General features: G+C 43.5%; 11 protein-coding genes. 6 read left to right on the forward strand and 5 right to left on the reverse strand.

All coding sequences use genetic code 11. The annotated features are described in order from the left end of the window. Positions 1-175 precede the first annotated feature (175 nt). Together CAG60_RS01910 and CAG60_RS01915 are read left to right on the forward strand one after the other, a co-directional pair. The gene (locus CAG60_RS01910) at positions 176-1,111 is read left to right on the forward strand and encodes a Gfo/Idh/MocA family oxidoreductase (protein WP_161438160.1); all 936 of its coding nucleotides are present in this window, start codon (positions 176-178) and stop codon (positions 1,109-1,111) included. A 45-nt stretch (positions 1,112-1,156) separates the two neighbouring features. After that, the gene (locus CAG60_RS01915) at positions 1,157-1,924 is read left to right on the forward strand and encodes a potassium channel family protein (RefSeq protein WP_161438153.1); all 768 of its coding nucleotides are present in this window, start codon (positions 1,157-1,159) and stop codon (positions 1,922-1,924) included. Positions 1,925-2,118: 194 nt separating this feature from the next. Here CAG60_RS01915 and CAG60_RS01920 read toward each other — a convergent pair whose 3' ends face one another. After that, the gene (locus tag CAG60_RS01920) at positions 2,119-2,685 is read right to left on the reverse strand and encodes a phosphoribosyl-AMP cyclohydrolase (protein WP_040905221.1); all 567 of its coding nucleotides are present in this window, start codon (positions 2,683-2,685) and stop codon (positions 2,119-2,121) included. A gap of 161 nt (positions 2,686-2,846) precedes the next feature. Here CAG60_RS01920 and CAG60_RS01925 point away from each other — a divergent pair, with 161 nt between their 5' ends. Beyond that, complete coding sequence (locus tag CAG60_RS01925) at positions 2,847-4,436, forward strand: ATP-binding protein (protein WP_161438154.1); 1,590 nt, start codon at positions 2,847-2,849, stop codon at positions 4,434-4,436. Position 4,437: 1 nt separating this feature from the next. Next, positions 4,438-5,115, forward strand: a complete 678-nt coding sequence (locus CAG60_RS01930; protein ID WP_154170839.1) for a response regulator transcription factor — start codon at positions 4,438-4,440, stop codon at positions 5,113-5,115. A 58-nt stretch (positions 5,116-5,173) separates the two neighbouring features. Here the strand turns inward: CAG60_RS01930 and CAG60_RS01935 are convergent, their stop codons facing one another. The 3 genes from CAG60_RS01935 to CAG60_RS01945 form a co-directional block, all read right to left on the reverse strand. Next, positions 5,174-6,187: a lipoate--protein ligase gene (locus CAG60_RS01935; RefSeq protein ID WP_161438155.1), complete on the reverse strand. Its 1,014-nt coding sequence runs from the start codon at positions 6,185-6,187 to the stop codon at positions 5,174-5,176. 80 nt (positions 6,188-6,267) lie between these two features. Continuing rightward, positions 6,268-6,852 (reverse strand): glutathione S-transferase family protein, encoded by a 585-nt coding sequence (locus CAG60_RS01940; RefSeq protein ID WP_161438156.1) that lies wholly within the window; start codon positions 6,850-6,852, stop codon positions 6,268-6,270. Next, complete coding sequence (locus CAG60_RS01945) at positions 6,846-8,027, reverse strand: YbfB/YjiJ family MFS transporter (protein WP_161438157.1); 1,182 nt, start codon at positions 8,025-8,027, stop codon at positions 6,846-6,848. The genes CAG60_RS01940 and CAG60_RS01945 overlap by 7 nt, the downstream gene beginning before the upstream one ends. A gap of 257 nt (positions 8,028-8,284) precedes the next feature. Between CAG60_RS01945 and CAG60_RS01950 the strand changes: the two genes are divergently transcribed. Continuing rightward, a complete protein-coding gene (locus tag CAG60_RS01950; protein WP_083797782.1) occupies positions 8,285-8,515 on the forward strand; it encodes a VF530 family DNA-binding protein in 231 nt (76 codons plus the stop codon). A 211-nt stretch (positions 8,516-8,726) separates the two neighbouring features. Here CAG60_RS01950 and CAG60_RS01955 read toward each other — a convergent pair whose 3' ends face one another. Next, entirely contained in the window at positions 8,727-9,641 is a 915-nt protein-coding gene (locus tag CAG60_RS01955) for a VirK/YbjX family protein (RefSeq protein ID WP_161438158.1), read from the reverse strand. Between the two features lie 343 nt (positions 9,642-9,984). On the opposite strand from CAG60_RS01955, the gene CAG60_RS01960 reads away from it, so the two are divergent. Then, positions 9,985-11,216 (forward strand): MFS transporter (locus CAG60_RS01960; RefSeq protein ID WP_161438159.1); only part of this gene is annotated, 1,232 nt, incomplete at its 3' end.

An 11,216-nucleotide genomic window follows, 5' to 3' on the forward strand; every position in this document is an offset into this window, starting at 1 on the left:
CTGTCTGACACTGATATCCCGAAAATAGAAACTGCCTATTGTATGACTCGTTCTCGGATTTATCTTAGGAATGACAAAGATCGTCTTCCCAATTTCTCGGCAATACACTTACCGATTTTTAGAGCAAGTGTTAGTCTTGCTCTCATTGTGAAGCGAACCAGTTTAGATAACGATGATCAAAATAGGCATTATTGGCTTGGGGGATATCGCCCAAAAAGCTTACTTACCCGTGATAACCCAACGTCCCGAGGTTGAACTGGTCTTTTGCACTCGAAATCAGCACACTCTTGCGCATTTAGCCGCTCAATATCGGATCACTGAAACCTGTACCCGGTATCAAGATCTGCTCAAATTCCAAGTCGATGCCGTGATGATCCACGCGGCGACGGCCGCTCATCCTGAGATTGCGGCTTTTTTCTTACGTCATGGCATCGCCACATTTGTCGATAAACCATTAGCAAACAGCGCGGCTGATTGCGAACAATTGTACGCATTAGCTGAACAGTACCAACAACCGCTTTATGTCGGGTTTAATCGTCGCCACCTTCCTCTATTAAATCAACATTTGGTCGGAGTACAGCAAGGCTTACGAGACGACTTACTCGGCTTACGCTGGGAGAAAAATCGCCATGCTTTACCTGGTGATATTCGTACCTTCTTGTTTGATGACTTCATCCATCCATTAGACAGTATCAATCTCTACGCTAAAGCCGATTTGCAAGACGCTTACATCACCCATCAAATGGCCGGCAAACAGTTAGCGCGTATCGATATTCAATGGCAACATGGAGCCACTTTGTTGCATGCTTCAATGAATCGACAATGTGGCATTACGAGTGAATCTATTAGTGCGCAGTTCGTTAATCAAAGTTATCAATTTCACTCTTTTTCTGAAGGCATACACTGGCAGAATAATCAGCCGCAACGACTGGCTTCGCCAGATTGGACACCGATGCTGACCAACAAAGGATTTAGCGCGATGATCGATGAATGGATCAGGGTGATACAACAAGGAAAGCTCGCCCACTCGATCATTGAGCGCAACCTCGCTAGCCACCAATTAGCCGAAGCACTCTGCGCGCGTATCACTCAATTAACCGATAGCATCTAAACGCAGACAACCTTTTATCAAACCACGCACAATGACATTAGAATTATGAACCTGAAACAACGCGCAAAATTACTGGCCGCCTTCGAGAGCAAAACCGAAGTGCCAATGCTTATCTTATCGCTCATTTATGTACTATTGGCTTTAATACCCGATGTCGCTCAGCTAGACCAAGAAGAACGCCACTTTATCAATCAATTGATTTGGTTAGTGTGGGGCGTTTTCGCCACTGAATTAGCCATTAAAATTTTGCTCAGCCAACAGCGTGGCCGCTATTTAATGCAAAATTGGCCTGATGTCTTGATTGTTGCGATGCCATTCCTAAGACCATTACGTTTTATACGTATTCTGTTTATTTTACCGAGAACCTGGCGGCAAACCAAAGCGGTCTTACGGCAAAAAACCCTCAGTTTTATTGGCTTAACCAGCTTATTAACCGTGATGCTAAGTTCAGCGTTTGTCTATTTGGTGGAGAGAGGCAGCGACAGTCCAATTGAAGATTATAGTGATGCGCTTTGGTGGGCAATGACCACCATTACCACCGTAGGCTATGGCGATATGTATCCAGTGACCGCTTTTGGCCGCGGCGTTGCGGTGTTTCTCATGTTAACGGGCATCACCCTCTTTGGTTTATTAACCGCGAGCGTGGCCTCTTTCTTTGTCGATGATAATCACCAACAGCGCCTAGATTCACAGCATCAACATAGTAATAGAACATGCAGTCAGCAACCTCGCTCCCAATTTCATCTCGCTCGGTTTCGTCAGCAGTTAAAGGACAAACATCATCTGCATCATAGTCATACTAAACACCGATAATAGTGTATTCAATCGCTCAGATAGAAAAAGCAGGTCGCATCGCCACCGGCTCTGTATCGAAGCTTATACATAAACAACTTGGAGTTGCAGGTAGGCGGCAAGTGAGTGAGTCCCCATGAGCATAGATAGAGGGTGAACAAACGTAGCCAACACTCCTGCAGCTTCAAGTAGGAAGGGTATAACGGTATTAAGCCTTAAGGTTGATAAGGTAAAGAAGAGTGGTGCAAGACGATACGAAGTTGACCTTGCTCATCTTTCTTAAAGGCCCAGCTTTTATCAACCATCGTGGTTTGCCCTTGCTTATCAACCAATATGACATTGCCCATGGTCAAGGCTAAATCACCATTAATATAAACCGCAGCATTCTCAAAACGGTATTCCTTCCAACCTTTTAAAGCAAAGCCAGAGTCTTGCGCATAATCACTATTGCCACCGACAAAATAGGCTAACGCTCCAGCCACATCGGTACGAAACGTTTGCTGACCACTGGCGAGCGTCGGTTTGAAAAGTACCGCGCCTTGTTGGTAACCATAAGCTTGATCCAACACTTGGCTGGCTAACGTTTTTGCCGCTGCATGGCCTTGCTTTTCATAAGTTTGGCTGATATTGATTAATGCCTCGCCCCATGCCTGTTGAGCATTGAGCACTTCTTGATGAGTAATATTATTGTTAACAACTGGCGAAGAAGCCTGAGCTGCCCACGGTAACACGCTGGATAATAATAGTGCTGAAATGGAAAGTGTTTTATGGATACGTTGCATAGTCTCTGCCTTACTGGTTTAGGTAATTTGAGTGACTACTGTAGCGCGCTTCAATGAACCTAAACCCTGCGCGAAGATTAACCTAAGATGAACATGGTTTACCGTGAGTGCATAAATCGCTTACTCTGCAGTTATTGACGCTATGCTGTGAGGAAATGGCTGTGTTTCGCTATCAATTATCGTTTGTATTGGCACTTTTACTGTCGCTGATTTTGGCTCAGGCAGGAGCGGCTTATTGGTCAAATCAGGTCGCTAATGAGCACATTCAGCGTGGACAAATTTCTAGCCAAATTTTGCAAAACTTCATGCAACTGAGTACCGAAAAACAACAATTGAAGATCTGGCTTGCCGAATATCTATTGATAAAAGATGGCAGTACCTTAAAACGCGACCTACGCTTTGCCAAAATTGAAGATTTACTGGAAAAGCTCAATCAGCTCACCGAACAAGCCCAGCAACAGAGTTTAACTCAGCAAGACTTTGCGGAGATCACTCAGCAAATTAAAGTCATCTCTTTATTTGAAACCAACTTCGCCAGTTTAAAACAGGCGCTACGCTCATGGGAAATCGCTAAAATCACCGATGATGATGAGCGCTGGCTGCTACTTAGCCAGTCGTTTGATCAAGTAGATAACACCGATCTTCGCCAGTTACTCAATCAAGCGATCAGTGTGCAACAACAACGTACCACTCGTTATGAAAGTGCAGCGATGAGCGCGTTATCGAATGTGAGAAGCGTGATCATCAGTCTCGCCGTGATTGGCGTGATTTTAGGTGGATTACTCGGTGGTTGGCTACTAAGGACCTTATCAAAACCGCTGGCTGAATTGGTCAAAAGCACTACCGCGTTAGAGCAAGGTCAACTGGATCACCGAATCGCCATCAGTGGCCCTTATGAGCTAAAAACCCTCGCTCGCCACTTCAACTATATGGCACAAAGCCTAGAGCAAGCTCAGCAACAGGAAATGGCTTCGCGCCAGCTGATTGAAAAAGAAGTGACCGCACGCACCCAAGAGCTCGCTCAAGCACTGCAAACCCTAGAAAAAGCCAAACATCAGCAAAAAGAGTTTTTTGCCAACGTCAGCCACGAGCTACGTACCCCTGCGACAGCGATTTTAGGCGAAGCGCAAATCACCCTACGCAGTCGTCACAATAGTGATGACGAGTATCGGCAAACTTTACAACGTATTAACGAGTCAGCGACGCATTTATCTTACCGAATTGATGACCTATTAATGCTGATCCGCCAAGATGAACAATTATTTCGGCCGACTCTCACCGCGATGACACTTGAGACCATTTGGCAAGCGGTTGGGCGGCAAGCGAACTTACTCGCCAACTCGCAACAGGTTATCGTTGAGTCGACTCATCCAGCACAAACCAATTGGCAGGCTCTGATTTGCTATACCGACTTAGATAAACTATTAATGATTATCCGTATTATTGTTGATAACGCATTACGTTATGACCCGAAAAAACAGCCACTTACACTAACGTTAATGCTCGAACCCAACCAAGTATCGTTTCAACTTAACGATCAAGGTATTGGTATCGCTAGCGATGACCTTGAGCGTATTTTTGAACGCTATTTTCGCGCTAACAATGGCAAACAATATCGTCCTGACGGACTCGGTATAGGCTTAACCTTAGCTCAGAGCATGGCTAAACAATTAAATGGCGAGATCAAGATCGCTAGCCAGCTTAATCAAGGTAGCCAAGTGACCCTTAGCTTTCCACTGGAAGAGGTTTAGCATGCGCATTTTATTAATTGAAGATGATCCCAGAATAGCAAGTTTTATCGAACGAGGCTTAAAAGCAGAAGGTCATCAGATCCAACACCTGAATGATGGCCAATACGCAGTAGAAACGGTCATCAGCTATGAACCTGATCTGCTGATTTTAGATCGCATGCTACCTCATTGTGATGGACTGACCATCTGCCAACAAATTCGCTCGGCAGGCATTGATGTACGCATCTTAATGCTCTCTGCCCTAGGCGATGTCGATGAACGAGTCAAAGGCTTGCGCACTGGCGCAGACGATTATCTTGCTAAGCCATTCCATTTTGAAGAGTTACTGGCTCGTTTAGATGCTCTACAGCGACGTCACTCTGAATCCAGTCCATTACCCACACTACAAGTCGCAGATTTAGTGCTCTGTTTGCCAACAATGCAGGTCACACGAGACAATCAACCCATTGAGTTGACCGCCAAAGAGTTGTCAATTTTGGAATTATTGATGAATAAACCTGGGCATATTTTTAGTCGCGAGCGAATTCTGGCTAACGTTTGGGGAATGCATCAAGATCCATTAACCAATGTGGTCGATGTTTACATGCGCCGATTACGCAAAAAAATTGACGACCCTTTCACCGCCCCGCTGCTCAAAACCAAACGCGGCATGGGATATTATCTACAAGCCGATCAGTAAGTGTGGCTTGGCTATGTTTGGTTTTGGCATAAGAGAGGATGGATCACTCAGTCAATACTCAACAAGCAGTCATTATCCATGTTGACAACTCTTTCAGCTCCTTTGCATACTCTGAGTGTTGCTGCGCTAATTGCTCAATGCACAAAGCAATAGCACAGCGATCATAGGGTATATGGATCATTTTTTGCGCTAATCGCTCCATCGGGTAAGGATCGAGCATATCACTGAAAATCGTCGCTTGCTGAATCACTCCTTGCTCAACATCGAGAAAGATTTCTACTCCTCCCCATGTAAAACGCTCATCCAAATGATGAGTAAAAGGTGGGGTTTGGCCAAAGTTCCAATCCCAACTGCTTTGTTTCGAAAACTTATCTTCAAAACCAGGCAAATCAGTAAACTGTTCAGGAGAAATGTACTCAACTTGGGCATCTTGTTGGTAATGCTGTAAATAAGCGTGGATGATCGCATCGCATACTTGCTGGTGGTCAATATCCGCTTTAACGCTATTAAGGTTAATCACACGAGACTTAACCGAAGTAATCCCTTTCGCCTGCAGTTTTTTGGGATCAGGGTTAAGGTAATTCGCTAAGCGGCTCATGTCCGCACTCAAGAGTAAAGTGCCGTGATGAAAGCCGCGATCAAGCGTTTCTCGATAAGCTGAGCCAGAGAACTTGCGCACCCCGTCTTCATCTTGCAGCACCAAATCATTACGTCCATTGGCCACGCCGTGAATACCCAGCTTTTGCAATCCCGCTAATACAATCTGCGTCGACACCTGTTTATCGTATTCAGGTTTGCCAGCCATAAAAGTAAAATTAGTATTGCCCAAATCATGAAAAACCGCGCCACCACCCGTCTGTCGGCGCGCCAGTTTCACTCCATCGTGTTCCATGCGCTCAGTTCGGCACTCTCGCCATGGATTTTGCGCTCGTCCAATAACGACAGTATCGGCATTGCGCCACAAAAACAGGATACGCTGATCGGCGGGCATCGAGCGGAAAATCGTATCTTCAACCGCTAAGTTAAACCAAGGATTGGTTGATTCAGAAATAAGAATACGGGTACGAGTCATGTCTACTTCACATTGATATTGAACAAACCGTTATCGTACTGAGCATGACTCAAGATAGCGAGCAAAAATCCGTGGGCTCACTAGGAAAATTGAGTTTGTTGAAAACTGGGGCGCTGTGTGATTTGTGCGTACCAGCTTGCTAACTGTGGATAAGAGCGTTGCCAATTCAGCTTACTCAAACGAAAATCGAGATAAGCTAATCCTACTGCAATCGAACAATGGGCAGTGGTGAATGGTTTGTTAGCAAACGGTAAGCATTGACTTTCAAGCTGAGTCAACATTCTCTGTATGGCATGCTGACGACGCAAAGCCAATTCACCTCCATCGGGCTCACCATATTTATTGGCGATCACCGTCTGAAAAGCGCTATCCATTAATGCTTGACCTAGACCTAACCATTGCATCACTTGCTCATCATCATCCATTCTCGGCGCACAAGGAGAGTGAATATCCAAGTATTGCAGGATAAGTAAGGTTTCACTCAAGGCAAGACCTGCGTCCGTGATTAACACGGGAACTTTTGCCGCTGGGTTAACCTGCAAAAGTGTATCCGGTGAAGCCCACGGATCGACCATGGCTAAATTTAACGGAATTTGTTTTTCTAGTGCACAAATGCGCACTAACCGCGCATAAGGGGAAGTGGCATTTAAATAAAGCGTTAACATGACTGTTTCACCGATTTTGATCGAAAAAATGGGCTTGCCCAGATACAAAGCAAACCGAATAACATTAATAGTGCCGCCGTGATAAATAGCGGGGCGTACTCACCTACTTTCTGATAATAAAAGGACATGCCCCAACCCGATAATGCTTGTAATAAAGCAAAGCCAGCCGTTGCCCTACCCCAATAATATTGATGCCGTGTCGTGCCAACTAACTCAGCAATTCGGCCTGCGGTTAACGCGACAATACCTGGTGTCAATGCTCCGACGATGAAAGCTGAACAAAACAGTAACACAGGCATCGCGGTCAGCACTGGCAAAAGAATGGCGAACGCTTTGAGTGCGTAAGCAACCCAGAGCGCTCTGTGCCAAGATAATTGCGATACCAACCATTTGGCAATCAATGGCCCGCTAAGACAGCCACCGCCAAACGCAAACCACAACCATAACGCTTGTGGTTGCGTGAAGTTCCGCTCACGAACCAAATAATCAACCCAAAAAATGGTGTGCGGAATAAAACCGGCGGCATCAAGCGCATAAGCAGCAATCACTAACCAAACAGCGCCAGTGGCAAAAGACGATGAAGGTTCCGAGGATAAAGATGGGTGAGATATAGCAGGCAGTTGCCGTAAGCCGAATATCATCACAGCACTAATACACAAAGAGAGACTACCGATAGCTAACCAGGTTATCGAAAGACTAAAACGAAGTAGGAGCGGGATAATCGCAGAAGAAAGTACTACACCTAAACCTATGCCCATGAAGATCATAGTCATAACCGCATTGCGATAATTTTTATGGCTATGCAGCAAAGCGAATGCTGGGCCAATGACCATTAAATGTCCACCAGCAACACCAGCAAGAACACGCCAACCAGCAACCCACAGATAGTGGATAGGCAAAAAACAGACAAAATAACTAACACTGACCACCAAAGCAGCAACGGTCAATAATAAGCGATCTCCGACCTGCTGCGCTAAACGATGAGCACTCAAGGCACCAATCAAATAGCCCAGTAAATTCAAGCTACCGAGGTAACTGGTCTCAACGACCGAAAACCACCCCTCGCTCGATAACATCGGTATTAAAGGGGTAAATGCAAAGCGAGATAAGCCGATGCCAATCAGCGTCGAACTCATACCAACCATCAATACTAATAAGGTATTCGTTGATCGCATATTAAAGCTCATTCAGCCATTTAATGTTCACTCTGCTCATCGATTCCTTGACTCATGAGTTAATTTGGCCGGTCAGCAATGATGGTTCGATATAATCTATGCTAAACGCCATAAGTAGAAAGCAACCACAAAAAGAAACCATAAGCTAACAAATAACCAACAAATTAGCATCTTGATGATGCAAAGATCTGCCCTACTGCACATTTATTACTAAGCACGCTATACTTGGCAGCTCAATCATCACTTATGCTATTTTTATGCACACAAACGATCCGCATGCGCAGCCGCATAATCCTTTACACGGCCTAACCTTAGAAAAAATTCTGACTCAATTGGTAGAACATTATGGCTGGCAAGGATTAGCGCAACGAATTAGCCTAAACTGTTTTAAAAGCGATCCGTCAATCAAATCTTCCTTGAAGTTTTTACGTCGTACAGAATGGGCAAGAAGTAAGGTGGAAAATCTCTATATTGAGACCTTTCATTAAACCATATACCCAAACAACTTGGAGTTGCAGGCAGGCGACAAGTGAGTGAGTCCCCATGCACATAGATAGGCAATGTGATTGGGTGAACGAACGTAGCCAATACCGCTGCAGCTTCAAATAGGAAGGGGATAGATTAAATAAAGGGCTGAGCAGCCCTTTATCTACTATAGACGTGACATTATGAAAGGATATTGTTGTACAATTTGAATAATTAACAGCTCAATTGCTTAAGTCGCTCACCAATAGCTAACTCTAACTCATCTAACCATTGATAACGTTTGGTATACAGGCGACGTTTATTACGGTTTAAGGTCTCGATCTCTTTACGTGCTGGCATCATCGCAACGCGATACCTATAACGACTGATTTTCTCTGCCTCATATTCTGTCCATAGCTCATCATAATCAAAACTGACTTTATTACGCTTAGAACCAATATAACGCAGCGCTTGGTAAATATGGCCGCGATTAGAAATCGCATAACAGCGCTCAACACCCAACTGACGAGATACTAATAAGGCTAACTCAACCATTAATGCTTTCGTCCGTAAGCCGTGAACTGTACGCGTTAAATCTTTAATGATTTGCTGACGATTTTCAATCTTTTCACTTGGACCTTGCAAAGCTCCAATATACACCGTTTTACCGTGATCAGAAAAATGAAAGCTAATCGAATAAATAGTAGTCCCCGCTTGATTCACTAAGTTTAAACCAATCGATCCCTCACGACTGGCTCCTCGGTTTAAACGGATATCATAGGCTTCGCCATTTTTATCTTCGATAGATAATAAGCTCACACCTTGATCAGACATGATCTCCGTACAACGCTCACCAAAACGCTCAGCGACAAATAAAAAATGCTGCTCAAGGAACTCCACTCTTTGCATTAGCGATAAATCAACACAGAGGTAGGGTTTAAGTGGTCTTTCTAATAGCTGTGGATTGTCATTCAGCACCTTAGCGAGAATAGGCTGCTCAACCAGTGATAACATCCGCCGCACAGCTTGGGGATGCAGCAACGCCCACAAACGAAAACGCCAGTTCTTACGAATACGATCCCAGCCTTTGCTCTCTGGATAAATTTTTGCTGCCCATTCGGGTAGATCGCTTTGGATATTAGTCAACATAGTATTGATTACTCACACTTCGTCAGTGGTGGGATAAATCACTCACCAGAGTAAATAGACATAGAGCGCAATTATACAGCGTTTTATTGCTTCATACTCGGTAACTAATGTATGGGATTGTATGGACAAATAATCCTTATTATACAATAGCTTAAAAATAATCCCCCAATAAAAAACCATCAAAAAGACGGAAAATGACCCAATCCTCATATTAATCAAAATAACCAAGACAGAAGGTGACATATGCAGACAGTTATTGGTTCAGGTTTTAGGTAGACTCCATTCATAAGATATTTTTATCTTCATTTCATCTCTGTAGTTAAAGAATAAGAATAGGCTCAACATGTTACAGATTGCTTTACTACTTTTAGGTTCCGACTTTGTTAAAAAACACTCACTTTACCTATGGCTTTTCGGAATTCTGTGGGTAATGACTGGTGCCTTTATCTTTTTTGATGGATTGAATCAACAGCTATTATTCCCTAAAAATACCTTTGGTCTTATTTTATTATTTGAAAGCTTAATGACCTTAAGCATTGCTCTATGCAGCATAAAAAATAAAAACCACTTACTATTATGTAAGGGAATTGTTTTTTTATTTTTTTCCTATATTTTATTAATGAATAATGGATACAGTAACGAAATTATCTCAGCGATTTTTGTTCTCGCTTATTTTATTACCGGATCCTTTGCTATGGCTTCTGCTTGGATCGTCCGATTCTATCGATGGAAAATTACTCTTGCATGGGGAATATTCCAAATGTTGTTTTCATTTTTTATTTTAACTCATCATCAATCGACACTATCTTTTTTTATCGGTTTAATTATGATTGGGACTGGCGTAAGTGCTTTATCGATTGCTACTCGATCTCGTTATATAGAAAAAGGATTAACCATATTTCAGATTATCAACCCTAAGTTATCTCTCGACTCTATCAAACAGAACACCGTATCGAAGGTATCACATCGAGCCACTCAATCTCTCCAACAGCCTTTAACTATTCATATTTGGACACCTGTCGGTTCAGCAAGCACGCCTCCTTTACCACGTCCAATTATTAATCGTTATATTGCTGCAGTTGATAAAAATGGTACTATTTCGACCGGTCACGCCTCATTAGAGTTACCCTCTGAGCTTTATGTAAGCTTATACCCAGAGGAAGATATCGATCGCAAAGCGGCTGACTTTTTTCGCTTATTAAGAGCAACGCCAGATAATAATGTACCTGGACGGTTTTTATCAGACTATCAAACTGAAGCTGCCGACTGGTGTGAATCCGATCAAAAGATTATGTTTGAACATTATAATCGCGATGCTTTGCTAAATTTTTGGAAAAGTTATCGTCAATATCCGATTTATAATATAACGCATCAGAATTGCTCTAGTACGGTTGCTTATGCTTTAGAAGCGGCCTTAGAAGGTATTCTAGCTCGGCCAAATCAGAATTTCTTATCTCTATTAAAAATAATGTGTACTCCAGAGTTATGGATCGCCGCACAAATAAGAAGACGAGCGCTAATGATGGCATGGACTCCGGGCTTGGTCATGGATTATTCTCGCGCACTACATCGTAT

The organism is Vibrio sp. V33_P6A3T137 (genome assembly GCF_009904835.1).
Lineage (GTDB): Bacteria > Pseudomonadota > Gammaproteobacteria > Enterobacterales > Vibrionaceae > Vibrio > Vibrio metschnikovii.

Excerpts from the sequence above, each read along its gene's own strand:
- CAG60_RS01920 (WP_040905221.1), bottom strand. The coding sequence starts at position 2,685 with ATGCAACGTATCCATAAAACACTTTCCATTTCAGCACTATTATTATCC.
- CAG60_RS01915 (WP_161438153.1), top strand. The coding sequence starts at position 1,157 with ATGAACCTGAAACAACGCGCAAAATTACTGGCCGCCTTCGAGAGCAAA.
- CAG60_RS01935 (WP_161438155.1), bottom strand. The coding sequence starts at position 6,187 with ATGACTCGTACCCGTATTCTTATTTCTGAATCAACCAATCCTTGGTTT.
- CAG60_RS01945 (WP_161438157.1), bottom strand. The coding sequence starts at position 8,027 with ATGCGATCAACGAATACCTTATTAGTATTGATGGTTGGTATGAGTTCG.
- CAG60_RS01940 (WP_161438156.1), bottom strand. The coding sequence starts at position 6,852 with ATGTTAACGCTTTATTTAAATGCCACTTCCCCTTATGCGCGGTTAGTG.
- CAG60_RS01955 (WP_161438158.1), bottom strand. The coding sequence starts at position 9,641 with ATGTTGACTAATATCCAAAGCGATCTACCCGAATGGGCAGCAAAAATT.
- CAG60_RS01950 (WP_083797782.1), top strand. The coding sequence starts at position 8,285 with ATGCACACAAACGATCCGCATGCGCAGCCGCATAATCCTTTACACGGC.
- CAG60_RS01930 (WP_154170839.1), top strand. The coding sequence starts at position 4,438 with ATGCGCATTTTATTAATTGAAGATGATCCCAGAATAGCAAGTTTTATC.